Source organism: Novosphingobium sp. HNCC26DJ243, from assembly GCF_057180545.1.
Genome location: NZ_JBXUGN010000003.1, coordinates 227,727 through 254,544, shown reverse-complemented (window position 1 = coordinate 254,544; position 26,818 = coordinate 227,727). Strand labels below are relative to the sequence as shown.

The 26,818-nt window shown below is 63.8% G+C and carries 23 protein-coding genes and 1 tRNA gene; 11 read left to right on the top strand and 13 right to left on the bottom strand.

Annotation, left to right across the window (positions count from 1 at the left end; genetic code table 11):
- Window positions 1-253 precede the first annotated feature (253 nt).
- From recA to alaS, 4 genes are all read left to right on the top strand, one after another.
- A complete protein-coding gene (gene recA / locus AC2A04_RS11580) occupies window positions 254-1,324 on the top strand; it encodes a recombinase RecA (RefSeq protein ID WP_484212494.1) in 1,071 nt (356 codons plus the stop codon).
- Between the two features lie 146 nt (window positions 1,325-1,470).
- Window positions 1,471-2,097 carry a glutathione S-transferase family protein gene (locus AC2A04_RS11575; protein WP_484212493.1) on the top strand — a complete coding sequence of 209 codons (627 nt, stop codon included), beginning with the start codon at window positions 1,471-1,473 and terminating at the stop codon, window positions 2,095-2,097.
- Window positions 2,098-2,146: 49 nt separating this feature from the next.
- A complete protein-coding gene (locus tag AC2A04_RS11570) occupies window positions 2,147-2,974 on the top strand; it encodes a class I SAM-dependent methyltransferase (protein WP_484212492.1) in 828 nt (275 codons plus the stop codon).
- 43 nt (window positions 2,975-3,017) lie between these two features.
- Window positions 3,018-5,663, top strand: coding sequence for an alanine--tRNA ligase (gene alaS / locus AC2A04_RS11565; protein ID WP_484212491.1), 2,646 nt, complete (start codon window positions 3,018-3,020; stop codon window positions 5,661-5,663).
- A gap of 57 nt (window positions 5,664-5,720) precedes the next feature.
- Here the strand turns inward: alaS and AC2A04_RS11560 are convergent, their stop codons facing one another.
- The 3 genes from AC2A04_RS11560 to AC2A04_RS11550 form a co-directional block, all read right to left on the bottom strand.
- A complete protein-coding gene (locus tag AC2A04_RS11560; protein WP_484212490.1) occupies window positions 5,721-5,882 on the bottom strand; it encodes a hypothetical protein in 162 nt (53 codons plus the stop codon).
- Window positions 5,883-5,931: 49 nt separating this feature from the next.
- Window positions 5,932-7,716, bottom strand: coding sequence for a cation:proton antiporter domain-containing protein (locus AC2A04_RS11555; protein WP_484212489.1), 1,785 nt, complete (start codon window positions 7,714-7,716; stop codon window positions 5,932-5,934).
- A 146-nt stretch (window positions 7,717-7,862) separates the two neighbouring features.
- Window positions 7,863-9,086: an NADP-dependent isocitrate dehydrogenase gene (locus AC2A04_RS11550; protein WP_484212488.1), complete on the bottom strand. Its 1,224-nt coding sequence runs from the start codon at window positions 9,084-9,086 to the stop codon at window positions 7,863-7,865.
- Between the two features lie 170 nt (window positions 9,087-9,256).
- Here AC2A04_RS11550 and AC2A04_RS11545 point away from each other — a divergent pair, with 170 nt between their 5' ends.
- Window positions 9,257-10,015 carry a crotonase/enoyl-CoA hydratase family protein gene (locus AC2A04_RS11545; protein WP_484212487.1) on the top strand — a complete coding sequence of 253 codons (759 nt, stop codon included), beginning with the start codon at window positions 9,257-9,259 and terminating at the stop codon, window positions 10,013-10,015.
- An 83-nt stretch (window positions 10,016-10,098) separates the two neighbouring features.
- Here the strand turns inward: AC2A04_RS11545 and AC2A04_RS11540 are convergent.
- Window positions 10,099-10,173: transfer RNA gene (locus tag AC2A04_RS11540), tRNA-Val, on the bottom strand.
- Window positions 10,174-10,307: 134 nt separating this feature from the next.
- Window positions 10,308-10,691, bottom strand: coding sequence for a cell cycle two-component system response regulator CpdR (cpdR, locus tag AC2A04_RS11535; protein ID WP_484212486.1), 384 nt, complete (start codon window positions 10,689-10,691; stop codon window positions 10,308-10,310).
- A gap of 149 nt (window positions 10,692-10,840) precedes the next feature.
- Between cpdR and AC2A04_RS11530 the strand changes: the two genes are divergently transcribed.
- Window positions 10,841-11,803, top strand: a complete 963-nt coding sequence (locus tag AC2A04_RS11530) for an N-formylglutamate amidohydrolase (protein WP_484212485.1) — start codon at window positions 10,841-10,843, stop codon at window positions 11,801-11,803.
- A 256-nt stretch (window positions 11,804-12,059) separates the two neighbouring features.
- Here AC2A04_RS11530 and AC2A04_RS11525 read toward each other — a convergent pair whose 3' ends face one another.
- Window positions 12,060-12,842: a SapC family protein gene (locus tag AC2A04_RS11525; protein ID WP_484212484.1), complete on the bottom strand. Its 783-nt coding sequence runs from the start codon at window positions 12,840-12,842 to the stop codon at window positions 12,060-12,062.
- A gap of 100 nt (window positions 12,843-12,942) precedes the next feature.
- A complete protein-coding gene (locus tag AC2A04_RS11520; protein WP_484212483.1) occupies window positions 12,943-14,361 on the bottom strand; it encodes an FAD-binding oxidoreductase in 1,419 nt (472 codons plus the stop codon).
- Between the two features lie 161 nt (window positions 14,362-14,522).
- On the opposite strand from AC2A04_RS11520, the gene AC2A04_RS11515 reads away from it, so the two are divergent.
- Window positions 14,523-15,113, top strand: a complete 591-nt coding sequence (locus tag AC2A04_RS11515) for a hypothetical protein (protein WP_484212482.1) — start codon at window positions 14,523-14,525, stop codon at window positions 15,111-15,113.
- 143 nt (window positions 15,114-15,256) lie between these two features.
- Window positions 15,257-16,708, top strand: coding sequence for a DEAD/DEAH box helicase (locus AC2A04_RS11510; RefSeq protein ID WP_484212481.1), 1,452 nt, complete (start codon window positions 15,257-15,259; stop codon window positions 16,706-16,708).
- Window positions 16,709-16,773: 65 nt separating this feature from the next.
- Here the strand turns inward: AC2A04_RS11510 and AC2A04_RS11505 are convergent, their stop codons facing one another.
- On the bottom strand, window positions 16,774-19,077 hold the full coding sequence (locus AC2A04_RS11505) for an ATP-dependent helicase (protein ID WP_484212480.1): 2,304 nt from the start codon (window positions 19,075-19,077) through the stop codon (window positions 16,774-16,776).
- Between the two features lie 35 nt (window positions 19,078-19,112).
- On the bottom strand, window positions 19,113-19,340 hold the full coding sequence (locus tag AC2A04_RS11500) for a hypothetical protein (protein WP_484212479.1): 228 nt from the start codon (window positions 19,338-19,340) through the stop codon (window positions 19,113-19,115).
- A 249-nt stretch (window positions 19,341-19,589) separates the two neighbouring features.
- On the opposite strand from AC2A04_RS11500, the gene AC2A04_RS11495 reads away from it, so the two are divergent.
- Window positions 19,590-20,312, top strand: a complete 723-nt coding sequence (locus tag AC2A04_RS11495; protein ID WP_484212478.1) for a hypothetical protein — start codon at window positions 19,590-19,592, stop codon at window positions 20,310-20,312.
- 141 nt (window positions 20,313-20,453) lie between these two features.
- Window positions 20,454-21,713, top strand: coding sequence for an MFS transporter (locus AC2A04_RS11490; RefSeq protein ID WP_484212477.1), 1,260 nt, complete (start codon window positions 20,454-20,456; stop codon window positions 21,711-21,713).
- Here the strand turns inward: AC2A04_RS11490 and rsmD are convergent.
- Both rsmD and AC2A04_RS11480 read right to left on the bottom strand, forming a co-directional pair.
- Window positions 21,710-22,255: a 16S rRNA (guanine(966)-N(2))-methyltransferase RsmD gene (gene rsmD / locus AC2A04_RS11485; protein ID WP_484212476.1), complete on the bottom strand. Its 546-nt coding sequence runs from the start codon at window positions 22,253-22,255 to the stop codon at window positions 21,710-21,712. The two genes, AC2A04_RS11490 and rsmD, sit on opposite strands and share 4 nt — an antisense overlap.
- 10 nt (window positions 22,256-22,265) lie before the next feature.
- A complete protein-coding gene (locus AC2A04_RS11480; RefSeq protein WP_484212475.1) occupies window positions 22,266-23,162 on the bottom strand; it encodes a pseudouridine synthase in 897 nt (298 codons plus the stop codon).
- A 111-nt stretch (window positions 23,163-23,273) separates the two neighbouring features.
- Here AC2A04_RS11480 and AC2A04_RS11475 point away from each other — a divergent pair, with 111 nt between their 5' ends.
- A complete protein-coding gene (locus tag AC2A04_RS11475) occupies window positions 23,274-24,584 on the top strand; it encodes an AmpG family muropeptide MFS transporter (protein WP_484212474.1) in 1,311 nt (436 codons plus the stop codon).
- A gap of 18 nt (window positions 24,585-24,602) precedes the next feature.
- Here AC2A04_RS11475 and AC2A04_RS11470 read toward each other — a convergent pair whose 3' ends face one another.
- Together AC2A04_RS11470 and accD are read right to left on the bottom strand one after the other, a co-directional pair.
- Window positions 24,603-25,910, bottom strand: a complete 1,308-nt coding sequence (locus AC2A04_RS11470; protein ID WP_484212473.1) for a bifunctional folylpolyglutamate synthase/dihydrofolate synthase — start codon at window positions 25,908-25,910, stop codon at window positions 24,603-24,605.
- Window positions 25,911-25,944: 34 nt separating this feature from the next.
- Window positions 25,945-26,793 (bottom strand): acetyl-CoA carboxylase, carboxyltransferase subunit beta, encoded by an 849-nt coding sequence (accD, locus tag AC2A04_RS11465; protein ID WP_484212472.1) that lies wholly within the window; start codon window positions 26,791-26,793, stop codon window positions 25,945-25,947.
- Window positions 26,794-26,818 lie beyond the last annotated feature (25 nt).

Sequence of the window (26,818 nt, the reverse complement as noted above, 5' to 3'; positions counted from 1 at the left end):
GCCCTGCTCTGCAGCCGGTTATTTCATTCCCGAAGCAGTTTCGGTCGCGGTCATCTTCCGGAATTGCGGGCTTTCCCACAGGGATGGAGGGCCGTGGCGTGACGGAATTCGCCTTCCGGTCTAGAGGTTTGCCGGGTGTTGTCTCCATTGCGGAGAAAAAATCTCGTTCCCCTCTTGTTCCATGAGAACACAAAGGGTACATAACCCTTGTTGACGGTTCATGTGAGCCAACTCTAGCAAGGGAAACGAAGCCATGGCGGCTCAGCTCAAGCTCATCGAGGAAGGTAAGACCAAGGACATGGATCGTCAGAAGGCGCTCGACGCCGCGCTTGCGCAGATTGACCGCGCGTTCGGCAAGGGCTCGGCAATGAAGCTGGGTTCGAAGGAAGCGATGCAGGTGGAAGCCATTTCCACGGGTTCGCTGGGTCTCGACATCGCGCTCGGCGTCGGCGGCCTGCCGCGCGGTCGCGTGATCGAAGTCTATGGCCCGGAAAGCTCGGGCAAGACCACGCTTGCGCTGCACGTGATTGCAGAAGCACAGAAGGGTGGCGGCACGGCCGCGTTCATCGATGCCGAACACGCGCTCGATCCGGTCTATGCCCGCAAACTTGGCGTCAACATCGACGAATTGATCGTTTCGCAGCCTGACACAGGTGAACAGGCGCTCGAGATCGTCGATACGCTGGTGCGCTCCAATGCGATCGACGTGCTGGTGGTGGACTCGGTCGCCGCGCTGGTGCCGCGTGCGGAAATCGAAGGCGAGATGGGCGACAGCCACGTCGGCTTGCAGGCCCGCCTGATGAGCCAGTCGCTGCGCAAGCTGACCGGCTCGATCAGTCGGTCGCGCTGCATGGTGATCTTCATCAACCAGCTGCGCATGAAGATCGGCGTGATGTACGGCAATCCCGAGACGACCACGGGAGGCAACGCGCTCAAGTTCTACGCCTCGGTCCGCCTCGACATCCGCCGCACCGGACAGATCAAGGATCGTGACGAAATCGTCGGCAACGCCACGCGCGTGAAAGTGGTCAAGAACAAGGTCGCCCCACCGTTCAAGCAAGTCGAGTTCGACATCATGTATGGCGAAGGCATTTCGAAGATCGGCGAAATTCTCGATCTCGGGGTCAAGGCCGGCCTGGTCGAGAAGTCGGGCGCCTGGTTCAGCTATGACTCCATTCGCATCGGGCAGGGGCGTGAGAACGCCAAGAACTTCCTGCGCGAAAATTCCGAACTTTGCAGCCGCCTCGAAGCCGCGATCCGCGGTCGCACCGAGCAGGTTGCCGAAGGACTGATGGCGGGCCCGGACGCGGACGACGACATCTGATCCTTCAAGGCGGCAGTTGCGGGCAATCTGCAACTGCTGGCCAGTCCAAAAGGCCCGCGTGTTCCCCGGCAGGAACACGCGGGCTTTTTGTTTGCGTTCCGTGACATGGCGCTTAACCTTGCGATTAAATCATCGGGAGAATCGTCGTGAGCATCATCGTCCACCATCTCAACAACAGCCGCTCGCAGCGAGTGCTCTGGCTGCTCGAAGAACTGGGCGTCGATTACGAGATCCGGCATTACCAGCGTGATGCCGTGACCAATCTTGCCCCGCCCGAGCTCAAGGCTGTCCATCCCCTGGGCAAATCGCCGCTGCTCGAGATCGATGGCCGCGTGATCGAGGAATCCGGCGCGATCGTGCAGGTTCTTTGTGAGCGCTACGGCAACGGCGCGTGGCTGCCGACCGCTGGGTCCGACGATGCCTTGCGGCATCTTGAACTGATGCATTTCGCCGAAGGCTCGGCGATGACGCCGGTTCTGCTCCAACTCTATACCTCTCGCCTTGGGGAGGCAGCCGCCCCCCTGCAGCCGCGCATTGCGGAACAACTTGCAGCGCACTTCGGATACATGGAGCAGATCTTGCGGCCCTCGGGCCATTTTATCGGCGACAGCTGGACGGGAGCCGACGTGATGCTGAGCTTCCCGGCGGAAGTCGCGGTCATGCAGGGTGCAGGAGCAGGCCTGCCCAAGCTTGCTGCATTCGTTGCGGCGATCCACGCCCGTCCGGCATGGCAGCGCGCCCGAGAGAAGGGCGGAGCCTACTTCAACATGTGACGGAACGTGGTGCTTGTATGGCGTCAAGGAGGGGCATAGCCTCGTTCGCATGACGAATGCATCCGACTGGCAGGGCGGCGTCGGCCGCAACTGGGCCGCCGAATGGCGTCGCACCGACGTAACCTTCAGCGGGCTCACGCCGCATTTGCTGGCGGCGATCGCGCGCGAGCCTGGACAGAGGATCATCGACATCGGCTGTGGCGCCGGCGAGGTGGCCGTGGCGGTTGCGGATGCCCGGCCCCAGGCGCGCGTCGTCGGCATCGACATTTCGCCCGATCTTGTCGCCGCAGCGACCGAGCGAGGTGCAGGGCGGCCCAACCTGTCGTTTCATCTGGCTGACGCATCCCAGTGGATCAATCCAGAAGGACCGTCCGATCTCTATGTCTCGCGCCATGGGGTGATGTTCTTCGCCGATCCGGCAGCGGCTTTCCGGCACCTCGCGGCCTCGGCAACTTCGGCAACGCGTATGGTATTGTCATGCTTTCGCGCGCCTGCAGAGAACGAATGGGCCAGCGCGATCGCCAGCCTGCTCCCGACCGTCGATGCGCCGTTCGAGGGCTATGTCCCCGGTCCGTTCGCTTTCGCACAGCCCGATCGCGTGCGTGAATGCTTGGCCGGATGGCGGGACCTCGCATTTACGCCGGTCGATTTCGCCTATGTGGCAGGCGCGGGCGAGGATCCGGTGGTGGAAGCCATGGCGCTGTTCCTGCGAATCGGGCCCTCTGCCTTTGCGATGCGCACATTACCCGAGCGGGAGCGTGTGGCGTTCGAACGGCGGCTTCTCGAACTGGTCGAGGCACATTGCGATGGCAATCGCGTCACCTTCAGGGCGGCGGCATGGCTGATTAGCGCCACCTCCGATCACCATGATGGATGAAACGTGCTTGTAGCACGCCGAACCCTCGCCTAATCGGCGGTTCATGACTTCGACGAACGAAATCCGCCGCTCCTTCCTCGACTATTTCGGCTCGGCCGGACACGACGTGGTGCAGTCCGCGCCGCTCGTGCCCTACAACGATCCGACCCTGATGTTCGTGAACGCCGGCATGGTCCCGTTCAAGAACGTTTTCACGGGGCTGGAAACCCGGGCCGTGCCTCGCGCGACCTCGTCGCAGAAGTGCGTGCGGGCGGGCGGCAAGCACAACGATCTCGACAACGTGGGCTATACCGCGCGGCATCACACGTTCTTCGAGATGCTCGGCAATTTCTCGTTCGGCGATTATTTCAAGGAGCAGGCGATCACCCATGCGTGGACGCTGCTGACGCGCGAATGGGGTCTGCCCAAGGACAAGCTGCTCGCCACGGTCTATCACACCGATGACGAGGCGTTCGAGTTGTGGAAGAAGATCGCGGGCCTGCCTGAGGACCGCATCATCCGCATCGCGACGAAGGACAACTTTTGGGCGATGGGCGATGATGGTCCGTGCGGCCCGTGTTCGGAAATCTTCTTCGACCACGGCGATCACATCTGGGGCGGTCCTCCGGGATCGGCTGAGGAGGATGGTGACCGTTTCATCGAGATATGGAATCTCGTGTTCATGCAGTTCGAACAGACTGCGGGCGAGATCACCGGCAGCCTGCCCAAGCCCAGCATCGATACCGGCATGGGACTGGAACGCATCGCGGCTGTGCTGCAGGGAGAGCATGACAATTACGATACCGACACGTTCAGGGCGCTGATCGCCGCGTCGGAAAGCCTGACCTCGGTCAAGGCCGAGGGCGAGCAGCGCGCCAGCCATCGGGTGATTGCCGACCATCTGCGTTCGACCAGCTTCCTGCTGGCCGATGGCGTGCTGCCTTCGAACGAAGGGCGCGGCTATGTGCTGCGCCGGATCATGCGCCGCGCGATGCGCCACGCGCACCTGCTGGGCGCGCGCGACCCGTTGATGCACCGCCTTGTGCCCGCGCTGGTGGCGGAGATGGGCGCGGCCTATCCCGAGCTTGGCCGCGCGCAGCCGCTGATCGAGGAAACGCTGCTCCGCGAGGAAGTGCAGTTCCGCCGCACGCTTTCGAACGGACTCAAGCTGCTTGACGAGACGACCGGCGCGCTGGGCGAAGGCGACAAGCTGCCCGGCGAAACCGCGTTCAAGCTCTACGACACCTACGGCTTCCCCTACGATCTGACCGAGGACGCCCTGCGAGCCCGCGGTATCAGCGTTGATCGCGAGGGCTTTGATGCCGCGATGGCGCAGCAGAAGGCGGCAGCGCGTGCGGCGTGGAAGGGCTCGGGCCAGGCTGCCGATGGCGAGGTGTGGTTCGATATCGCCGAACGCGTCGGCGCAACCGAGTTCACCGGTTACACCGCCACGACCGGCGAGGCGCAGGTTGTTGCGCTGGTCAAGGACGGCAGGGAAGTCGAGAGCGCGGGCGCTGGCGAAGCCGTAACGGTGATCGTCAACCAGACGCCCTTCTATGGCGAGAGCGGCGGCCAGACCGGGGATGCGGGGACGATCACCGGGACCGACGGCCTTGCTATCACCGTTGGCGACACGTCGAAGCCGCTTGGCCGCCTGCACGCGCACAATGCGAAGGTGGATGCGGGAACGATAAAGGTCGGTGACGTCGTGAAGCTCGACATCGACGTCGAGCGTCGTGATGCAATCCGTGCCAACCATTCGGCCACGCACCTTCTTCATGCGGCGCTGCGCAACCGGCTTGGCGGGCACGTTACCCAGAAGGGATCGCTGGTTGCTGCCGACCGCCTGCGCTTCGACTTTGCACAGCCGACCGCACTCACTCCGGAAGATATCGCTGCGATCGAAGCCGAGGTGAACGCCGAGATCCGCGCAAACGAAACCGTGTCCACGCGCCTGATGAGCCCGGATGACGCGATCGAGGCCGGTGCCATGGCGCTGTTCGGCGAGAAGTACGGTGACGAAGTACGCGTGCTCAGCATGGGTCGCGCGACCGACAAGCACTATTCGGTGGAACTGTGCGGCGGGACGCATGTGCGGGCACTGGGCGATATCGGCGTCTTCCGCATCGTCAGCGAAAGCGCGGTTTCGTCGGGCGTCCGCCGCATCGAAGCGCTGACCGGCGAAGGGGCGCGCCAGTGGTTCGTTGCGCGCGAGGATGCGCTCAAGAATACCGCCGCAATCCTGCGCACCACGCCCGAGGACGTCGAGGCGCGCGTGGCGGCACTCATGGACGAGCGCAAGAAGCTCGAGCGTGAACTCGCCGAAGCCAAGAAGGCGCTGGCGCTTGGCGGCGGCGGAGCCAAGGCCGAAAGCGCCGACGAGGACGTGAACGGCGTGAAGTTCTCAGGCCAGGTTCTTGACGGACTGGATCCCAAGGAACTGCGCGGGTTGCTCGATCAGGCCAAGCAGCGCCTCGGCTCGGGCGTGGCAGTTGTCGTTGCGGTCAATGAGGGCAAGGCGAGCATTGCCGCTGCCGTGACCGAGGATCTTATCGGCAAGGTCAGCGCGGTCGATCTCGTGCGTGCCGGCGTCGAAGCGCTCGGCGGCAAAGGCGGCGGTGGTCGCGCAGACATGGCGCAGGGCGGCGGGCCGGACGGTTCGAAGGCCGTGGAAGCCGTTGCAGCCGCAAAGGCTGTGCTGGCAGCCTGAAGCTACTGTATACCGTAAATGCAAAACCCCTCCTCGTTAGAGGAGGGGCTTTTGCGTTCAGCGTTGCCTGCTGGGACCGCGCGTCTCAGGCTCCGAGCCTCGTGCGAGGTCTTTTTCACGCATTGTCGCATCGGTCTGTTGAGGCGATTTGATCGCGCCTTTGTCCGGCTGGTCGCGCTGGGTCCTGGGGCTGAGGTCGGGCTCGTTGGACTTGCTCATATCTGCTCTCCTTGCCCCACCAACGCACGAGGCGAGCCGCGGTTGCGCTCTAGGTGGAGCGTTCGCGCAACGAGGCGGACTTGAGCTTGGGCAGCGAGTTCAGTTCGCCCTCTTCCTTGATCTGCTGGCGGAATTCGTCGCGCTTTTCGTGGATCGAAGCGATGACCGGGCCCATCGGGAAGCCGAGATCGACCAGCACGGCTTCGGACAACTGTAGCGAGCTTTCAAGGGTTTCGGGCACCGCATGGCTGGCTCCGGCCTTGTAGAGCTCGGCGGCGTGAGCAGCGTCGCGCGCGCGCACGATGATCGGAAGGTTGGCGTGCGCGGCGCGCAGGCGCTTGACCATGCGCAGGATCAGCACAGGCTCGTCCATCGTCAGGATCATCGCGCGGGCGTTGTCGAGGCCGAGGCGCTGGATCGCGGTTTCGCTGTCGACATTGCCGAACAGAACGGGGCGACCCTCCTTGCGGGCGGCTTTGACGATTTCCGGGTTGCTGTCGATGCCGAGCCATTGGGCGCCATGGACAGTGAGCATGTCGGAGATCAGGCGGCCGACGCGGCCGAAGCCCATCACCACGACACGCTCGCCGTCAGGTTCGGCGACGGGCATGGACTGGCCCGCATCGGCAGTGCCCTTGTCGAGACGGCCCGCCCAAGTCTCGCCAAGCTTGGCCAGCATGGGGGTGATCGTCAGGCCGATGGCAGTGACGATCTGCCAGAACTGCGCGGTCTCGCGATCGATCAGCGCGGCTTCGGCAGCGGCGGTCAGCACGATCAGTGTGGTTTCCGACGGGCTGGCCATGAGGATGCCGGTCTGGAGCGCAGTGGCACGCGCCTTGCCCATGGCGCGCAGGGCAAAGCCGGTGACCAGCGCCTTGAGCACGACCACGCCGAGAACGGCGATCGTCAGTGGCACGATTTCGGCCCAGACCACGCGCAGGTCGATGCCCATGCCGATGGTGATCAGGAACACGCCGAGTGCGAGGCCCTTGAACGGCTTCGTGATCGCCTCGACTTCGGTGTGATACTCGGTCTCGGCGATCAGCAAGCCAGCGAGCAATGCGCCCATGATCGGCGAGAGGCCGACAAGCGAGGTGGACAGCGCCGAGGCGATGACGACGAGCATCGTGGCGGCCAAGAAGAGTTCGGGGCTCTTGGTCTGGGCGGCCTGGGCAAAAAGGCGCGGCAGGAGGAGGCGGCCGAAGACGAGCAATGCGGCGACGACCAGCGCGCCATAGAGCAAAGTCTCACCGATGCTGGGGCCTGCATCCTGCGCCGCAAAGGGCGCAAAGGCGCCGAGCAGGAAGATGATCGGCACGAGTGCGATGTCTTCGAACAGAAGCATGGCGAGTGCAGCGCGTCCTACCGGACCATGCGTGCCACTGATCGGCAGCACAAGCGCGGTCGAAGATAGCGCGAGCGCGAGGCCGAGGCCGAACGCGCCGCTGATCGGCAGGCCCGTTGCCATGAGCACGCCGGAAAGCAGGAACGCCGAGACGCCCAGTTCCATTGCGCCGAGGCCGAAGACAAGGCGGCGCATGTCCCACAGGCGGTTGAACGAGAGTTCGAGGCCGATCTCGAACAGCAGCAGGATTATGCCGAATTCGGCAAAGGGCGTGATCGCGGCGGGGTCGGTTATGGTGACGTGATAGAGCCACGGATATTGCGCAACCAGCGATCCGAGGCCGAACGGGCCGACCGCAAGGCCAACGAGAATGAAGCCGATGATCGGGGTGATGCGCAACCGCGCGAAGGCCGGAATGACGATCCCGGCAGCGCCAAGGACCACGAGAACATCGGAAAGTGCGGTAGTCGGTTCGAGATTGCCTGCCATGCCATGAGGTTAGGGGAGGGCGTGCAGGGTGTCACGGCCAAAGGCATGTCCGAATATTGCCGCAATGGACTGCAGCGGCGATCTGGCAAAGAAAAAGGCCCCGGGGTGAACCGGGGCCTTCGTCATTCATGCGATGAGTACGCGGCTCAGGCGTCCTTGGCCATTTCCGCCTCGAGGTTCTCGACGATGGCTTCGAAGAACTTCTCGGTGGTCATCCAGGCCTGGCTGGGGCCGATGAGCAGCGCGAGGTCCTTCGTCATCTTGCCGCTCTCGACGGTTTCGATGCAGACGCGCTCGAGCGTCTCGGCAAACTTCACGACTTCCGGCGTCTCGTCGAACTTGCCACGATACATCAGGCCGCGGGTCCAGGCAAAGATCGACGCAATCGGGTTGGTCGAGGTCTGCTTGCCCTGCTGGTGCTGGCGATAGTGACGTGTGACGGTGCCGTGTGCGGCTTCGGCTTCGACGGTCTTGCCGTCCGGCGTCATCAGGACCGAAGTCATCAGGCCGAGCGAGCCGAACCCTTGCGCGACGGTGTCGGACTGAACGTCGCCGTCATAGTTCTTGCATGCCCAGACGAACTTGCCCGACCACTTGAGGGCCGATGCGACCATGTCGTCGATCAGGCGGTGTTCGTACACGATGCCGGCGGCAGCAAACTTTTCCTTGAAGCCTTCACTGTCGAACACTTCCTGGAACAGGTCCTTGAAGCGGCCGTCATAGGCCTTGAGGATCGTGTTCTTGGTCGACAGGTAGACCGGCCAACCGAGGTTCAGACCGTAATTGAACGAGGCGCGCGCAAAGTCGCGGATCGAATCGTCGAGGTTGTACATCGCCATGGCGACGCCGGCCGACGGGTACTTGAAGACTTCGCGGTCGATCACTTCGCCGTTGTCGCCTTCCCAGACGAGGCGCAGCTTGCCGGGGCCGGGGACGAGGAAGTCGGTGGCGCGATACTGGTCACCAAATGCGTGACGGCCAACGACGATAGGATCGGTCCAGCCCGGCACGAGGCGCGGCACATTCTGGATCACGATGGGTTCGCGGAAGACCACGCCGCCGAGGATATTGCGGATGGTACCGTTGGGCGACTTCCACATCGACTTGAGATTGAATTCCTCGACGCGCTGTTCGTCAGGCGTGATCGTGGCGCACTTCACGCCGACGCCGTACTGCTTGATCGCGTTGGCGGAATCGATCGTGATCTGGTCGTTGGTCTCGTCGCGCTTCTGGACCGAGAGATCGTAGTACTTCAGATCGATGTCGAGATATGGGAGGATCAGGCGTTCGCGGATCCATTCCCAGATGATCCGGGTCATTTCGTCGCCGTCGATCTCGACGACCGGGTTTTTCACCTTGATCTTCGCCATGTCCGTCCTGTCTTTCGATGCTGGGGAGAAATTGCGCTTCCCCTTAGCAGAGGCGCGCGCGCGCGCAAGAAGGCGCGCCAATTCGGGTAGAACGGGGCAATAGAGGGCTGGACTTGAGGGTCGAGGTCACTCTAGAGCTTAATCAAACGATTAAGCCCAAGGAGACAAGCATGAGCGAAGTCCTGACCGAAGTGGACGGCAACGTCCTTATCATCACGATCAACCGTCCCGAGGCGAAGAACGCGGTGAACGGCGCGGTGGCGCAAGGGATCGCCGACGCGCTTGACCGTCTCGACGCGGAAGCCGAGCTGCGCTGCGCGATCATCACGGGTGCGGGCGGCACGTTCTGTTCGGGGATGGACCTGAAGGCTTTCGTGCGCGGCGAGAAGCCGCATGTCGAAGGGCGAGGATTTGCCGGTATCGCGATGCGCGGGGCCAAGAAGCCATTGATCGCGGCGGTCGACGGCTATGCGCTGGCAGGCGGCATGGAAGTGGCGCTGGCCTGCGACCTTATCGTTGCAAGCGCGGGCGCGCAGTTCGGCATTCCGGAGACCAAGCGCGGGCTGGCAGCAGCGGCGGGCGGGCTGATCAAGCTGCCACGCCAGATCCCGCCCCGCATCGCGATGGAACTGGCGCTGACCGGTGACTTCATCGGCGCGGCGCGTGCTTATGAGCTGGGTTTCGTCAATCGGGTGTCCGATGGCCCGGCGCTGGCCGAGGCGCGTGCATTGGCCGAGCGGATCGCCGCGAACGGCCCGCTTGCGCTGATCGCGTCGAAGGCGGTGATCAGCCAGTCGCACGAATGGACCGACGCCGAGATGTGGGACAAGCAGCAGGCGATTGTCGGGCCGGTGTTCGTCTCGGCCGACGCGCGCGAGGGCGCGACAGCCTTTGCCGAGAAGCGCAAGCCCGACTGGCAGGGCAAGTGAGCTTCCGGGCGGGGCGATCCGATCGCTCCGCCAGCAGGATCAGGACAAGAAAAAACCCCGCGGAGGCGGGGTTTTTCATGCGATGGTGGGCGTAGCAAGGATTGAACTTGCGACCCCTACGATGTCAACATAGTGCTCTACCACTGAGCTATACGCCCGCACCATCGTGCTTGCCCTGCGGTGCCTTGGTTGCCCTTGGCATCGTCGGGAAGCGGCCCATTAGCCCCCGCATTTGGCCAAGGCAAGGGGGTAATTGCAGAGAATCGGGAAGACCTTGCCGAGGGTTGGCGAATCAGGGCTGGCGGCTACCGGCAAACGGGGTGTCCTCGAACACGCGCTCCACCTCGAGCACGAGATCCTTGAGGTGGAACGGCTTTGACAGGACGCGCGCCTGGGGTGCTTCGCGATTTGCCTTGAGCGTGACGGCGGCAAAGCCGGTGATGAACATGACCTTCGTGGTCGGGCTGATTTCGGCACAGCGCTGAGCGAGTTCGATTCCGTCCATTTCCGGCATGACGATGTCGGAAAGCAGCAGGTCGAAGTGCTCGCGTTCGAGAAGCGGGATGGCGGCAGTGCCGCGATCGACCGAAACCACCAAGAAGCCGGCGTTTTCCAGAGCGCGCGAAAGATATGTGCGCATCGCCTCTTCGTCTTCGGCGAGCAGGATCCGGATCATGGCCAACCTTTGTCTGTTATCGTGGTCTGAAGTTCGGGTCAGATGGCACCGAACGGGCGCTCGATATAGACCTGATCGGGTTAAGATTCTCCCGACAAAGGCACCGGAGCATTTTTGACTTCGCTGCGAATCGGTTGCACGGTTTCGTCATGCATCAGTCAGGCGAGCAAGCGGGCGATTCGATACTGGTCCAGGGTGGGGCGGTGCCCGGCAACCCCGGCGTGCCTGCTTTTTCGCTGAAAACCAGCAATCCGTCTCCAATCCCAGTCGTCATCGCCGTCCCGCACGCAGGGCGCGCCTATGCCAAGTCGCTGCTCGACCGGATGCGCCATCCCGCCTTTGCCGCGCCCCGGCTCGAGGATCGCTATGCCGACCTGCTCGGCGAGGCAGTCTCGCGCGAGACTGGAGCGGCACTGCTGATCGCCCACGCCCCGCGCGCCATGCTCGATCTCAACCGGTCGAGCGACGACGTCGACTGGGAAATGCTCGGTGGGGCCCCGGCGGACGCTTCTGCAGCACCCAGTGCGTTCGGACGAAGGGCACGCAGCGGGCTCGGCCTCATTCCGCGCCGTTTGCCCGGTCTGGGCGAATTGTGGAAGCGTCGGCTCGATCACGGCGAACTGCACGAGCGAATCGCCTCCATCCATCAGCCCTATCACGCGGCTCTGGCCAACGCGCTCGAGTCGATCCGTGACCGGTGGGGCGCTGCGCTGCTGATCGATCTGCATTCGATGCCGCCGCTTGCCGCGCGATCGCCGGGCGAGGGTGCACCCGAATTCGTCGTCGGAGACCGCTTCGGAGCGTCGTGCGATGGCGGGATTGTCGGGTCGGCCTTCAGCGTGTTCACCGAATCGGCGCGACGGGCGGCTCACAACCGGCCGTACGCCGGCGGCTTCGTGCTCGAGCGCCATGCACGGCGGCATGAAGGCCTGCACTGCCTGCAGTTAGAGGTCGATCGCACCTGTTATCTCGATTCGCGGCTGGCAGAACCCGGTCCCGGGTTTAACGCCACGGTCGATCTGCTGATCGGGCTGGTGCGGCGGCTGGCCGTGGATGTGGCCGATCTTGGCCGCGCATCCGATCGCGATCGTTGGCGCGCGGCCGCCGAGTAAACTCCTGAAGGCCAAGAAAAAGCCACCTGGAGACATGCTCCAGGTGGCCAAGGTTCAGGGAGGAGGTGCACCGAGGTGCACCAGTTGCAACGGGCCATGAGGGGAGCCACGCCGCAACGACTCACATTTAGGTGACCGGTTGATTGCTCGCAAGGGGTTTCGAGGGAAATTTGTCACACCCCAAGGAAAAAGGCGACGAACCGTTGGGTCCGTCGCCTTTTTTGTTGACCTGTGGCCAGAATGTTTCCGGACGCGATTACTCGGCAGGAACTGGAACTGCCGGGATCGGACCCTTGCCCTGGTTGACCTGCGCGCCAAAGACCTGGCTGATCAGTTCGAGCGAGAACAGGTGCGCGTAGAGCAGCGGCAGAAGCCCGCTCTGCGCCCAGCCACGCAGGATGTCGCCGCGCACTTCGCGGAGCTTCTCCTGGTTCACCATCTGAAAGCCGCGGTAGATGAACGGCTGCTCGTTACCTTCCTGCTGGATGGCGACTTCGCCTTCCATCAGCAGATCATGCTTCTTGAGTTCGTCGATGAACGCCTGGGTGCGCTGACCGGCCTGTTCGAACTGTTCGCAGAAACCGAGGGCTGCCTTCGTTGCGTCCGAGGGCTGGCCGTCGGTGAACAGGTCCTGCCCTTCGCCGACCGAATCACCGATCAGGCCCGACGACGGGTCGAAGCAGAGCGAAAGCTCGTCGCTGCTGGGGTTCAGCTTGGCGAGCAGGAAGGGATAACGGCGCACATAGGCCGGGATGTAGATCGGCTGCGTGACCTTGCCATCTTCGTCGACAAAGACATTCACGCCTTCGTTGAGACCCATCAGGGCGAGCGGGACGGGGTTGTCACCCGATGCAAAGATGATCGGATAGTGACGCGCAGCCTGCGGAAATTCCTCTGCCGTCAAGGGGATGGCGTGCTGGCCGACGAGCCAGGGCGCTGCATCCGCGTTCTTGGCCTTCCACGTGGCGTGGTCACGGCTGTTGAGCGGCATGAGGTCGTTGTAGAACATCGGCAGGTTGGCTTGCGGCGCGCTGGCCATTTGGCATCTCTCCAGAAATTCAACAGATAACGCGCGGCACGCCGCGGTACTGGCGGGAACGGACGTCTTTAGGGGCTGGCAATAGGCCGCGCAAGCTGCGTCAGACAAGCTTTCCCGGGTTCATGAGACCCTGTGGGTCGAGCGCGCGCTTGATCGCACGCATCGTCGCCAACATCACCGGGTCGGCCAGGCGCTCCAGTTCGTCGCGCTTGAGACGGCCAATGCCGTGCTCGGCGGAGATCGAGCCGCCCCATGCCGTGACCATGTCGTGGACCTGCCGACTGATTGCCTTGCCATCGCCCGCCTCCCAGGCCGCGCGTTCGGCGCCGGCTGGGGCAATCACGTGAAAGTGGACGTTGCCATCGCCAAGATGCCCGAAGCAGACTGCCCGCGTGCCTGGCCAGTCGGCCTCAAGTCGGGGAACAGCCGCTTCGACGAAAGCGGGCATCTGCGCGACGGGGACCGAGATGTCGTGTTGCATCGCAGGGCCGATCGCGCGCTCGGCAGGCGAGATGGTCTCGCGGATCAGCCAGAGCCGCTCGGCCTGATCCTCGCTCGCTGCGATCGTGGCATCGGCAATGATGCCTTTGTCGAATGCCGTGGCGAGCAGACGCTCTGCCACCTCCGGCAGGCGTGCGGCAGTCGCGGCATCACCGGCTACCAGTTCGACCAGGGCGTGCCACGCGTGCGGTTCGCCCAGAGGTGCGCGAGCATCTGGCAGATAGGCCAGGACTGCCTCCAGGCTGTGCTGGGGCAGCACCTCGAAGCCTTCGAGCAGGTCACCCGCCATGTCCTGCGCCAGAAGCAGCAGCGCGCGGGCGGCGTGGAGCGACGGGGCGCCGGCCCACATGACGCATCGGCCCGCGATGGCCGGCTCCAGCCTGAGCGTCGCGGCCGTGACAATACCGAGCGTGCCTTCGGAACCGATCAGGATCTGCTTAAGGTCGAACCCGCGATTGTCCTTCTTGAGCGGGACAAGCTGGTTGAATACCGCGCCATCGGGAAGCACGCCTTCCAGCCCCGTCACCAGCGCGCGCATCGAACCGTGGCGCAGGACCTGGGTGCCGCCGGCGTTGGTCGAAACAAGGCCGCCGATCGTTGCCGAGCCCTTGCCACCCAGCGACAGCGGGAAGCGCAGGCCCTGTGCTTCGGCGGCTTCGTGCAGAACCTGAAGAATGACGCCTGCCTCGCAGGTTGCGCTGCGGGCCTGCGCGTCGAGAGCGATGATGCGGTTCATCCGGCGCAGCGAGATAATGAGTTCGGTGCCACTGTCGAACGGGGTGGCGCCGCCCGACATTCCGCTGTTGCCCCCTTGCGGCACGATCGGCACACCATGCCGCGCACAGAGCCGGACCAGCGCCGATACTTCGGCCGTGCTGGCGGGGGAGGCGAGGGCCAGCGCCTTGCCGGTGTAGCGCCCGCGCCAGTCGGTCAACCACGGCGCGAGGTCGGCCGGGTCGGTTGTCAGGCCCTTGGCGCCAAGGAGCAGCGCCGCTTCTTCAAGGAAGGCATTGGTCATCGCGTGTCCGGCTATTGTGCACCTTCGACAAGGGCAATTCATTTTTCGTCGCGTACAGGTTAAGCCAAGGTTCAAGCCTTGGGGCTAGGGGTAAAAAGGTACGGGGCAGGCGTCGGGAGCCTGCTGTCGCGTGGGGTCAAAAAGGTATTTACGCCGCAATCATGCCGAGCATTGCCCACCTTCTCGCGTCACTGGCGCTACTGCTTCCGGCAGCGTCGGTCGAGCAGACCGGCGCTGCGGGTGGCGTGCGGCAGATGGATCTTGCGCAGCAGTGGGCCGCATCGAGCATTCCGGATGGTCCGCCGATGGCCGACGATGCCTTCGACCAGCGCGCCTTTGCCGATTTCATCACCCAGGGTCTGGGCGAAGAACGCTGGAATCAGGTTCGGATCGAACAGCGCATGATCATCCGTATTGCGCCGCGCGTTCCGGGGCAGATGTTCGCTCCCTTGCCGGGGCCGCCGCAGCCACCGCGATTTTTTGAACGCAAGACATCGAAATGCCTGCCGATCGCGAGCATCGCGGGGGTTCAACCCGATTCGTCGGACCGGCTGCTGCTGATCACGCGAAGTCGAAAGCTGATCGGTGCCAGCCTCGACAAGTCGTGCCACGCGCGCGACTTCTATTCGGGATTCTACGTCGAACGGAACGAGGACGGCCAGCTTTGTGCGGGCCGCGACACGATCCATTCCCGCGCCGGCGCCAACTGTGCGGTCACCAAGATGCGGGAGCTGGTCCCGGACGATGATTGAAGTCTTGCTGATCATGCGGATTTCTTGACTTTTCGTCCCATATCGTCTTAGCGCGACAACGGTGTCGGCCTGACCTCGCGGAGGTCCTGACCGGACAGGCGCCAAACCATTGCGCCCCCTCTTGTTTTCGGAACATTGCCTGCATGAAGTTTGCCGATCTCGGCCTCTCGGATGAATTGCTCCAGTCGGTGCTCGACGCCGGTTATGACGAGCCGACCCCGATCCAGGCGCAGGCGATTCCATCGGTTCTGATGATGCGCGACATCATCGGCATTGCCCAGACCGGCACGGGCAAGACGGCGGGCTTCGTGCTGCCGATGATCGATATTCTCGCGCATGGTCGCCGTCGTGCGCTGATGCCGCGTTCGCTGATCCTCGAACCCACGCGCGAACTGGCAGCGCAGGTAGCCGAGAACTTCGAGAAGTATGGCAAGAACCATGACCTCAAGATGGCGTTGCTGATCGGCGGCGTGCAGATGGGGGATCAGGTCAAGGCGTTGCAGGATGGCGTCGACGTGCTGATTGCAACGCCGGGCCGTCTCATGGACCTGTTCGAACGCGGCAAGATCCTGCTCACGGGCTGCGAACTGCTGGTGATCGACGAGGCTGACCGGATGCTCGACATGGGGTTCATTCCCGACATCGAAAACATCTGCACCAAGCTACCCGCCCAGCGTCAGACGCTGCTGTTCTCGGCAACGATGCCGCCGGTGATCAAGAAGCTGGCCGACAAGTTTCTGTCGAACCCCAAGCACATCGAAGTGGCGCGGCCCGCCAGCACCAACACCAACATCGTCCAGCACAAGGTCCGCTGTGCCTCGCGCGCCAAGCGCGAAGTGTTGCGCCACCTGCTGCGCACCGACAACGTGACCACCGCGATCGTTTTTGCCAATCGCAAGACGACCGTGCGTGAACTCGCAAAGTCGTTGCAGAGCCATGGCTTTGCGGCGGGTGAAATCCATGGCGACATGGACCAGAACGCGCGCAATGCCGAACTGCAGAAGTTCAAGGACGGCGGGATCAACATCCTGTGCGCCTCGGACGTTGCGGCACGCGGGCTCGACGTCAAGGGCGTGAGCCACGTGTTCAACTTCGACACGCCGTGGCACCCGGACGATTACGTCCACCGCATCGGCCGCACCGGCCGTGGCGGCGCGACCGGCCGGGCGTTCACGCTGGTTTCGGACGACGATGTCGAGGCGATCGAGAACGTCGAGAAGCTGCAGGGAACCAAAATTCCCGAATTCAAGATCGAGGTTGCCGAAAAGGCCGAACGCAAGCCGCGCGGCGCCAAGGCCGAGGTGGCTGAGGCGGAAGAGGCCAAACGCCCGGAACGTGCGCCACGCGAGAAGCGCCCCGCGCGCGAAGCTCGCACGCCGCGTGAAGAGCGCACACCGCGCGAGCCGCGTGCTCCGCGTGAGGAACGACCTGCCCGCGAAGACCGTCCCGCCCGTCAGGAGCGAGCGCCCGTTGCCGAGCCTAGCCGCGCTCTCCGGTCGGAGCCGACGCCGCGCCGCGACGGTGGCGACGGTCCGGGCAAACCGGGTGACTGGAACGGCCCAGTTCCCGGTTTCCTGGGTGTTTCTGCACTCTGATCAAGCCGGTTGGCTGGCCCTAAGCTGGCCACTTTCCTTGGAAGGCCAAGGGGCGAGCACCCAAACTATTCCGCCAGTTTGACGAAGCTGTCGATCACGCGCTTGCGGCCGCTGCTCTCGAAATCGATCTCGAGCTTGTTGCCTTCCTGCTCGACCACCGCGCCATATCCGAACTTCTCGTGGAAGACACGTGCGCCTATGGCGATGTCGCCGCGCGGTTTCGCAGCGAAGCTTGCGGCGCTGCGGGTGGCTTCGGGGATGCGGCGGGCAGGGGCAAGCGGCTGGGCGGCGGCGCGCTGCCAACCGGGGCCACGGTTCATGCCTCGCGAGGGCTTGGCTTGCGCAACGTGGGCGAAGGGATCATCGCGCTCGCTCCAGTTGGCGCGCCATAGCGATGCTCCGCCTGACAGGGTTGTTTCCTCCTCGACATGTTCAGGCGGCAGTTCGCCGATGAAGCGCGAGGGGATCGAGCTTGTCCATTGGCCGTAAATGCGGCGATTGGCGGCGTGGAGGATCGTGCAGCGACGGCGCGCGCGGGTGATCGCGACATAGGCAAGGCGGCGCTCTTCCTCGAGGCTGGCGAGGCCGCCTTCGTCGAGTGCACGCTGCGAGGGGAATACGCCTTCCTCCCAACCCGGCAGGAACACATGGTCGAATTCGAGGCCCTTGGCGGCGTGGATGGTCATGATCGTGACCTTCTCGGTGTCCGCCGCAGCCTCGTTGTCCATTACGAGGCTGACGTGCTCGAGGAAATCGCCGAGCGTTTCGTATTCCTCCATCGCGCGGGCGAGTTCGGAGAGGTTTTCCAAACGGCCTGTCGCCTCGGCCGTCTTTTCGGCCTGAAGTGCGCCGGTATAGCCGCTCTCATCGAGGATCGTGCGGACGAGTTCTGCGGGGACCAGGGTTTTGGCGTCGTCGCGCCACTTGGCGAAATTGCGCATCAGCGCGGCGAGCGTTCCTCGCGCGCGGGCGGGCAATTCGTCGGTGTCGAGGATTTCGACCGCCGCCAGCGAAAGCGGCATGGTGCGCGCACGGGCATGGCGATGGAGCTTTTCCAGCGTCTTGTCGCCAAGGCCGCGCTTGGGGGTGTTGTAGATGCGCTCGAAGGCAAGGTCGTCCTGCGGGCTGGCAATAATGCGCAGGTAGGCGAGTGCATCGCGGATTTCGGCGCGTTCGTAAAAGCGGAAGCCGCCGACAATGCGATAACCCAGCCCGATCTGGATGAAGCGATCTTCGAACTCGCGCGTCTGGAACTGCGCGCGCACGAGGATGGCGACGCGGTCGAGCGGCAGCCCCTCACGTTCGAGGCGTTCGATCTCCTCGCCGACGCGGCGCGCTTCTTCGGGCCCGTCCCATACGCCGATCGCGCGGACCTTTTCGCCACTGTCGATCTCGGTCCACAGTGTCTTGCCAAGCCGTTCGGAGTTCTCCGCAATCAGGCCTGATGCCGCGCCGAGGATGTGCGGGGTGGAGCGATAGTTCTGTTCGAGCTTGATTACTTTCGCGCCGGGAAAGTCCTTTTCAAACCGCAGGATGTTGGCCACTTCTGCGCCGCGCCATGAATAGATCGACTGGTCGTCGTCGCCCACCACGCAGATGTTCTTGCGGTTCTGGGCGAGCAGGCGCAGCCAGAGGTACTGCACCGCGTTGGTGTCCTGGTATTCGTCCACCATCACGTATTTGAAGCGCTGCTGCCAGCTCTCCAGAATGTCGCGCTCACGCCGGAAGATGTTGAGCATGTGCAGGGTCAGGTCGCCGAAATCGCAGGCGTTGAGATCCTTCAGGCGGTTCTGATAGAGCGCGTAGAAGCGCTGGCCCTTGCCATTGGCATAGGCCTCGTTCTCCAGCGCATCGAGATCGGCCGGATTGAGCCCGCGGTTCTTCCACCGGTCGATCAGGCCGGCAAGCTGCTTGGCCGGCCAGCGCTTGTCGTCGATGCCCTCCGCCTGAATCAGCTGCTTGAGCAGGCGCAACTGATCATCGGTGTCGATTATGGTGAATGTCGGTTGCAGGCCGACGAGTTCGGCATGGCGGCGCAGCATCTTGGCCGCGATGGAATGAAAGGTGCCGAGCCACGGCATTCCTTCGACCGCAGGCCCGATCAGTGCGCCCACACGCTCGCGCATTTCGCGCGCGGCCTTGTTGGTGAAGGTCACGCACAGAATTTCGCTTGGCCAGGCGAGGCGCTGGCGCAGCAGGTTGGCAAGGCGTGCGGTGAGCGCGGCGGTCTTGCCGGTGCCTGCGCCCGCAAGCATGAGCACGGGGCCTTCGGTTGTGGTTACCGCCTCGCGCTGGGGCGGGTTCAGGCCTTCGAGCCAGGCACTATCGTGATTCGCGTTTTCGGGCACGGTGGAACGCTTAGAGAACATTCCTCGTTGCCACAAGGGGCGGCAAGCCCCGCAGCTTACTCGTAATTCTCGTAATAATCCGCGTTGTAGTCGGAATGCTCGTGATAGGCGGCGTCGCGATTGTCGCGATCGTTATGGTACTTTAGCTCCTCATCGTCGTACTTCTTGGCGACCTTCTCCGCGCCTTTGGAAACGACAACCGCAGTGCCGACGCCCAACATCGTGCACGACCCCATCACGAGGATGAACAGGCACCCCAAACCCATCAAGATGTTACGAAGCATTGCAGTCAACAGCCTTTGAACCGCCCGAAGATTTTGAAGGCACCATAGTCGTCGCAAGTAAATAGATGATTGCTGCCGGCTATGGGAGACACGTTTCGGACAATTACAATTTTTTCGGACTTCCACCTTCGCGCCCAACAGCGTTCGCTTCGTCGTGCGACAGGGCGCGGTCCGTCTCATTGCCGGGAACCTTGGCACAACAGCAAGCTTGGGTTGGTCAATAATCCTTTTTGTTTCAGGAGAATTCCCATGCGACGCTTTCTTGCAGCGAGCACGCTCGTCCTCGCGATTGCGGCTACCCCGATGGTGCTGAACGCGCAGTCGACAACCTCGGCAACGACCACGACCAATACTCAGACGATGCCCGATACGACGTCTCCTGCCGGCGCGCAGGACACGACCGGCACGAAGGCGACCACCGCCTCGACCTCGCCGTCTGCCTCCACGATGACGTCCGATCAGATAGCGATGATGGATGCGTGGCCGGCTGAACAGAAATCGAAGTTCAAGGCATGGCCTTCGACCTACCAGGACTACTTCTGGACGCTCGATGCCGACCAGCAGAAGGGCTGGTGGGCTCTGACTGACGAACAGAAGGGGCAGATTTATGCGATGACCCCTGAGCAGCGAATGCAGGTCTGGCCTTCGATCGTCGGCCAGGTGAAGGGTACGGCTTCGGCAAGCGGCAACATGCCGTCCATGGCTGCCAATCCCGCGCAGTCGTCGATGCAGTCGGGTGACATGACGCGCCCGATGCCCTCGGCTGAAATGGGCGCGACCTCGCCCGGCATGGGCAGTGGAATGGGTGGAAACATGAGCAGCGGCATGAGCGGCAGCATGGGTTCGGGATCGATGTCCTCGATGTCGAGTGAGGGCAACATGAGCGCACCTCCTGCCTCGGCGATGAACAAGAAGTACCCGGTATGCAGCAAGACCGTGACCGACAGCTGCCGCAATCGCGGCGGCGTTTGATCGCGAATTGATCTGACCTGCAGCAAAGGGGGCGTCGGGCGACCGGCGCCCCTTTTTCGTGACTGCCTTTCCCGTGTCTGGTTGACCCGGCCCGCGCGACGCCCAATGAACGATCCCGCGACAGGTGGGGAGAGCGCGCCAATGAATCCGATTCGCCAGCACGGCCGCGTACTTACTGCCAGCCTCGTCGGCACGGCGGTCGAGTTCTACGACTTCTACATCTACGCGACGGCGGCGGCTCTGGTGATCGGCCCGCTGTTCTTTCCTTCAGAATCGCAGACCGCCCAGACGCTGCTCTCGTTCATGACGTTCGGACTTGCCTTCTTTGCAAGGCCGGTTGGTGCCGTCGTATTCGGCCACTTCGGCGATCGCATCGGGCGCAAGTCCACGCTCGTCGCCTCGCTGATGCTGATGGGCACATCGACGCTGCTGATCGCCTTCCTGCCGACATACGCCATGGCCGGATGGATCGCGCCCGCGCTGCTTTGCCTGCTTCGCTTCGGTCAGGGCTTCGGGCTTGGCGGCGAGTGGGGCGGCGCGACGCTGCTGGCGGTAGAGAATGCGCCAAAAGGATGGGAAGCTCGCTTCGGATCGGCTCCGCAGCTCGGCGCACCGCTCGGGTTCTTCTTTGCCAACGGACTGTTCCTGTTGCTGGGTCTTGGCCTGTCGGAGGAGGATTTCGCCGCGTGGGGCTGGCGCGTGCCGTTCCTGGCGAGCGCGGTGCTGGTGGGCGTGGGCCTGTGGGTCCGGCTCAAGATCGGCGAGACGCCCTCCTTCCGCGAGGCGATGGACAAGGCGCCGCCGCCCCAGGTGCCGATCTCGCGGCTGGTTCGGGGGCACATGCCAGCAGTGCTGGCGGGTATCGCGGGCGTCGTCGCGTGCTTTGCCGTGTTCTACCTCGCAACGACCTTCGCGCTGTCTTTCGCCACGACCAAACTGGGCTATGCCAAACAGGAATTCCTTGCGGTGCAGCTTGGCGCGAACATCTTTTTCGCATTGGGAATCTTGGTCGCCGCCTATTGGGCCGACAAGGCCTCGGTCCAGCGCGTGCTTGGCACGGGCGCGGCGCTGACCGCGGTGATCGGGCTGTTCTTCGGAACGGGGCTGGGTTCCGGTTCGCTGCCGGTGGTCTTCACGACGCTGGCAGGATCGTTGTTCGTGATGGGACTTGCCTACGGACCTCTTGGCGCATGGCTGCCGACGCTGTTTCCCGTAGCGGTGCGCTACACCGGCATTTCGCTTGCGTTCAACGTCGGCGGAATCATCGGCGGCGCGCTTTCACCCTTCGCTGCCGCATGGGCCGCAGCGGAAGGCGGCACGGCCTATGTCGGCGCGTTCCTGACCATTGCCGGTGCCATGACATTGGCCGGCGTGCAATTTGCGCCGAGGTTGCCGGATTAACCCTTCAACCGCATCAACGTGATCAGCGCCTTGCCGACCTTGCGGTCGGCATCGACCTCGCAGATGCGTACGTCGGGCACTTCCTTGGCGGCGGTTTCGAGGCAGATCCACGTGGCCTCGCCGATCCAGCCAAGGCGCGTCAGGCGCTCGATCGCCACTGCGCCCGCGCCGGTGCCGTAGGGCGGATCGAGCAGAACCAGATCGAGCGGCTGCTTGACCGGTCCAAGCGTCAGGACCGAGGACGCGCGCACATCACATTGCGGGGCGCAGCGCAGGGCAGCGATGTTCGTACGGATGGTGCGGACGGCGGCAGCGTCACTTTCGACGAACACTGCCGAGGCCGCGCCGCGCGACAGGGCTTCAAGGCCAAGCGCCCCTGAACCTGCGAAGAGGTCGGCGACGGCAAGGCCCTCGAAGCTGCCGAGGCGGCTGGCAAGCATCGAGAACAGCGTCTCGCGCGTACGATCAGCGGTGGGGCGGGTGGTGTCGCCCTCGGGCGCGCGCAAGGGGCGGCCACGCCATTCTCCGGCGATGATCCTCATCGTGAAATCCTCAGGCGGTCTTGAGTGTCTTGCGGAAGCGTTCGACCATGACCTGCGGGATTTCCTCGACGGAACCGCGTTGCAGGTCGGCCAGTTCGAACGGGCCATAGCGCGTGCGCAGCAGGCGCGAGACTTCGAGCCCGAGATGCTCGAGCACGCGGCGGATCTCGCGGTTCTTGCCTTCGATCAGGGTCAGCTCGATCCACTTGTTGCGACCGGCGCTGCGTTCGAGATTGGCGTTGATCGGGCCATAGCGTACGCCGTCGATCTCGATGCCCTGCATCAGTTCCTCGAGCCGGGCCTGCGAAATGTCACCAAAGGTGCGCGCGCGATAAGTGCGCGGAATGCCAGTAGACGGCAGTTCCAGGGCGCGCTTCAGTTCGCCGTCGTTGGTCATCAGCAACAGACCCTCGGTGTTCACGTCGAGGCGGCCGACCGGCATCACGCGCGGCGTATCGCTCGGCATCGAGTTGCGCAGCGCGGTATAGATCGTCGGGCGTCCAGTAGGGTCACGCTCGGCGGTGATCAGACCGGCTGGCTTGTGGAAACGGAACAGGCGCGGCGGCGCGATCGGGCCGACGGCCTTGCCGTCAACCGAGACGCCGCGCAGCGACGTGAGCAGCGTTGCAGGCGTGGTGACGACCTCGTCGTTGAGCTTGACGCGGCCATCCTCGATCATGCGTTCCACTTCGCGGCGGCTGGCGATACCGGCGCGGGCGAGCAGCTTGGCGATACGATCGCCTTCGCGCTCGGAGCCATCGGCGGCTGGCGCGCGCTTTGCGGGGACAACCGGCTCCGAGGTGCGCGGCGCACCGCTGCGCATCGAAAAGGGCTTCTTTTCGGGCGTGCCGGTGCGAGGGCTGAACCGCTTCGGGCGATCGCCGCCGCTTCGTGGGGGAAAAGTCATGCGCAGCCCCTTACGCGAGATAGCGCAATCCGTCACCCCGAGTCATCTGCCTCTGGCGCCACGCGATTTGGCCGCTAGTCTGCGGGCCGGAACGAGGGAGCATTGGCGTCAATGAACGCAGATACGTCGAATCAGCGCAGCCTGTGGCATTCAGTGCGGCCTTACCTCGAGAAAGAATCGCTGGCGGCGTTCTTCCTCGGCGTTTCATCGGGCTTTCCTTATGCGATGATCGGCGCGACGCTGACGACGCGCTTGGCGCAGGACGGAATCGACAAGAAGACGGTCACCGCCTTCACGCTTGCCTTCCTAGTCTACAATCTCAAGGTTTTCTGGGCCTGGGTCGTCGATGGCGTGCATTTGCCGCTGCTTGGACGCATGGGGCAGCGCGTTTCGTGGATGCTGCTGGCAGGATCGCTGGTCATGGCGGCGGTGGCCAACCTCGCGCTGGTCGATCCCTCCGCCGATCTTGGGGCGACCGTGCTGGCCGCGGTGCTGGTGGGCGTTGCGGGTGCCACTTTCGACATCGTGATCGATGCCTACCGGATCGAGACGCTCAAGCCATACCAGCTCGGCACGGGATCGGGGATGAGCCAGTATGGCTGGCGTATCGGTTCGGCCGGTGCGGGCGCGCTTGCGCTGATCGTGGCCTCTCGCGGTGGCTGGAGCGCGGCGTATCTGGCCTGCGCACTGTTTGCGCTGCCTGCGATGATCACCGCACTGGTGCTGGGCGAACCTGCCCGCCATCGCGATCCATTGGCGCGCAAGGGTGTAAGCGAGGTTTTCGCATCGATCATCGGGCCGTTCGGGGAGTTCTTCCGTCGCAATGGTGCGTGGCTCGTCCTGCTGTTCATCCTCGTCCACAAGGTCGGCGATACGCTGGCGAACCTCACGTTCCGGTTGTTGTTCGACGATCTCGGTTTCAGCAATGACGAGATCGCGATCTGGGACGTTGGCGTGGGCTTCTGGGCCTATCTGATCGGCGTGTTCATCGGGGGCGTGGCCTATGCCAGGCTGGGGCTCAAGCGCTCGGTTCTGCTCGCTTTGGTGCTGATGGCCGTATCCAACCTGTCGTTCGCCGCGCTGGCGGCGGCAGGACATTCGAACCTCGGCATGGCAGGCGCGATCGGCTTCGAGAACATTGCCTCAGGTTATGGCGGAGTGGTCGTGGTCGCCTATTTCTCGGCCTTGTGCGATCTGCGGTATACCGCTGCCCAATATGCGCTGATTTCGGCAAGCGCGAGCGTGGTCGGGCGGTTTGCGACCGGCACGACGGCAGGCGGGCTGATCGAATCGATGGGCTATGTGAACTTCTACCTGCTCACCACGCTTCTGGCGCTGCCGGGCATCGTGCTGTTCTGGTGGATGAGCCGGAGCGGACTTGTCGATGCTGCGATGGGCACGGCAGGGGAAGAGGAAGCGTAACCCACGGACGGGTCAAGGTTAGTCCGGTATTTCCTCGTTCAGCCGCAACACCTCGCCTGCGAGGTAGAGCGAGCCTGCAATCAGGACGTCGCCTTCTGGCGGAAGCGTGGCCAGTGCCTCGGGCACGGTGGCGAAGCTGCGGACGGGCAGGGCGGTGAAGGGCGCGAAGTCCTCCGGCTTGTGCGCGTCATGGCCGGGGGCCGGGACCACCGAGATCGACAGCGCCCTGTCCGCCAGCGGCGCGAGGATCGCGGAAGGGTCCTTGTTTGCCAGCATGCCCATGATGAGGTGAACCGGCGGCTGGCTCTCAAGATGGCGCGCGATGGCGAGGCCCGCGTCGGGGTTGTGGCCGCCGTCGAGCCAGACGGTGCGGCCCGGCGTGAGCGCGGTGATCGGCCCGGCACCCAGGCGTTGGAGGCGCGCCGGCCAGCGGGCATTGACGATGCCCTTGCTGACCGCGCCAAGCGTGACCTGAACCGCGCGCTGGTGGCGGATCATCGCCACGGCGAGCGCCGCGTTCTCGGCCTGATGCGTGCCGGGGAGGGCAGGCAATGGCAGCGGCAATTCGCCATGCTCGTCGCGATAGAGGATCGAGCCTGCAATCTCGGCATCCCAGTCGCGCCCACGCATGATCAGCGGCGCTCCGATGCGCGCTGCGGTCTCCGCCACGGAATCGGCGGCGACTTGTGGATAGGCCATCGTCACCAGCGGTACGCCGGGTTTGGCGATGCTCGCCTTCTCGAAAGCGATGCGGGCCAGCGGATCGGTGGGCGTGCCGTCCTCTGGCGTGAGCAGGAACGCTTCGTGGTCGATGCCGAGCGTGGCGATGCCGCAGACGGCAGCCGACGGCATGACGTTCGTCGCATCGAGCCTGCCACCCAGCCCGGTCTCGATCACACAGGCATCGGCGGGCACGCGCGAAAAGGCGAGAAACGTGGCGGCCGTGGTGACTTCGAAGAAGCTCGGCTCAAGGTCTTCGCCTGCGTCGAGCACTTCCTTGAGAAGAGCGGCAAGCAGATCGTCCTCGATCAGCTTGCCTGCGATGCGGAAGCGTTCGTTGTAGCGGACCAGGTGCGGTTTGGTGGCCGAGTGGACTGTCAGCCCCTCGGCTTCAAGGATATGGCGCAAGTAAGTGCAGGTCGACCCCTTGCCGTTGGTGCCCGCGACATGGAACACCGGCGGCAGGCTGTCCTGCGGATTGCCGAGACGCGCGCAGAGTTCGCGGACAGTATCGAGACCGAGGCGGCCCGAAGGCAGCGACAGCGCCCCCAGGCGATCAAGCTGGGCCTGCACCGCCGGGTCTTCGGAGATTGCGAAGTCCTTCACTGCCCCTCTCCACCCCAATGTAGGGCTGACGCGCTTATGCCGCCTTTGCCGCCATCAGATAGTCGATCACCTGCGCCAGCGTGACCTTGAGGTCGCGGCGGTGGGTGACCATGTCGACCATGCCGTGGGCGTGGAGATATTCGGCGCGCTGGAAGCCTTCGGGCAGCTTTTCGCGGATCGTGTCCTGGATGACGCGCTGTCCGGCAAAGCCGATGAGGGCGCCGGGTTCGGCGATCTGCACGTCGCCCAGCATGGCGTAGCTGGCGGTGACGCCGCCCGTGGTGGGATCGGTCAGCACGACGATATAGGGCAGGCCCGCAGCGCGCAGGCGGGCAATCGCCACGGTTGAGCGCGGCATCTGCATAAGGCTGAGAATACCTTCCTGCATGCGGGCGCCGCCAGCGGCAGTAACGGCCACGTAGGGGCACTTTTCACGTATCGCGCGTGTCACACCTGCGACGAAGGCATTGCCCACGGCCATGCCCATCGATCCACCCATGAACGCGAATTCCTGCACGCCGACGACGCACCTTTGCCCTTCGATCCGGCCGAAGGCGTTGGTCAGTGCATCGGCATGAGGGTTGGCGGCGCGGGCGGCCTTCAAGCGATCGACATACTTCTTGCTGTCGCGGAACTTGAGCGGGTCTTCCTTGACCTTCGGAGCGGGCAGCAGTTCGTAGCCCGCGTCGAGCAACTGGTCGAACCGTGCGTCGGCACCGATGCGGCCGTGATGATCGCAATGCGGGCAGACCGAGAGGTTGTCCTCATAGTCCTTCACGAACAGCATTTCGCTGCACGAAGGGCACTTGATCCACAGGTTATCCGGCGTGTCCCGCTTCGGCGTGAAGGGGAGAGCGTTGCGGACCTTGTTGAGCCAACTCATGACTGGACCTTTATCCTCATTCCTT

Coding starts and splice junctions, on each gene's coding strand:
- recA (WP_484212494.1), top strand. CDS start 254: ATGGCGGCTCAGCTCAAGCTCATCGAGGAAGGTAAGACCAAGGACATG.
- AC2A04_RS11570 (WP_484212492.1), top strand. CDS start 2,147: ATGACGAATGCATCCGACTGGCAGGGCGGCGTCGGCCGCAACTGGGCC.
- alaS (WP_484212491.1), top strand. CDS start 3,018: ATGACTTCGACGAACGAAATCCGCCGCTCCTTCCTCGACTATTTCGGC.
- AC2A04_RS11560 (WP_484212490.1), bottom strand. CDS start 5,882: ATGAGCAAGTCCAACGAGCCCGACCTCAGCCCCAGGACCCAGCGCGAC.
- AC2A04_RS11555 (WP_484212489.1), bottom strand. CDS start 7,716: ATGGCAGGCAATCTCGAACCGACTACCGCACTTTCCGATGTTCTCGTG.
- AC2A04_RS11550 (WP_484212488.1), bottom strand. CDS start 9,086: ATGGCGAAGATCAAGGTGAAAAACCCGGTCGTCGAGATCGACGGCGAC.
- AC2A04_RS11545 (WP_484212487.1), top strand. CDS start 9,257: ATGAGCGAAGTCCTGACCGAAGTGGACGGCAACGTCCTTATCATCACG.
- cpdR (WP_484212486.1), bottom strand. CDS start 10,691: ATGATCCGGATCCTGCTCGCCGAAGACGAAGAGGCGATGCGCACATAT.
- AC2A04_RS11530 (WP_484212485.1), top strand. CDS start 10,841: ATGCATCAGTCAGGCGAGCAAGCGGGCGATTCGATACTGGTCCAGGGT.
- AC2A04_RS11525 (WP_484212484.1), bottom strand. CDS start 12,842: ATGGCCAGCGCGCCGCAAGCCAACCTGCCGATGTTCTACAACGACCTC.
- AC2A04_RS11520 (WP_484212483.1), bottom strand. CDS start 14,361: ATGACCAATGCCTTCCTTGAAGAAGCGGCGCTGCTCCTTGGCGCCAAG.
- AC2A04_RS11515 (WP_484212482.1), top strand. CDS start 14,523: ATGCCGAGCATTGCCCACCTTCTCGCGTCACTGGCGCTACTGCTTCCG.
- AC2A04_RS11510 (WP_484212481.1), top strand. CDS start 15,257: ATGAAGTTTGCCGATCTCGGCCTCTCGGATGAATTGCTCCAGTCGGTG.
- AC2A04_RS11505 (WP_484212480.1), bottom strand. CDS start 19,077: ATGTTCTCTAAGCGTTCCACCGTGCCCGAAAACGCGAATCACGATAGT.
- AC2A04_RS11500 (WP_484212479.1), bottom strand. CDS start 19,340: ATGCTTCGTAACATCTTGATGGGTTTGGGGTGCCTGTTCATCCTCGTG.
- AC2A04_RS11495 (WP_484212478.1), top strand. CDS start 19,590: ATGCGACGCTTTCTTGCAGCGAGCACGCTCGTCCTCGCGATTGCGGCT.
- AC2A04_RS11490 (WP_484212477.1), top strand. CDS start 20,454: ATGAATCCGATTCGCCAGCACGGCCGCGTACTTACTGCCAGCCTCGTC.
- rsmD (WP_484212476.1), bottom strand. CDS start 22,255: ATGAGGATCATCGCCGGAGAATGGCGTGGCCGCCCCTTGCGCGCGCCC.
- AC2A04_RS11480 (WP_484212475.1), bottom strand. CDS start 23,162: ATGACTTTTCCCCCACGAAGCGGCGGCGATCGCCCGAAGCGGTTCAGC.
- AC2A04_RS11475 (WP_484212474.1), top strand. CDS start 23,274: ATGAACGCAGATACGTCGAATCAGCGCAGCCTGTGGCATTCAGTGCGG.
- accD (WP_484212472.1), bottom strand. CDS start 26,793: ATGAGTTGGCTCAACAAGGTCCGCAACGCTCTCCCCTTCACGCCGAAG.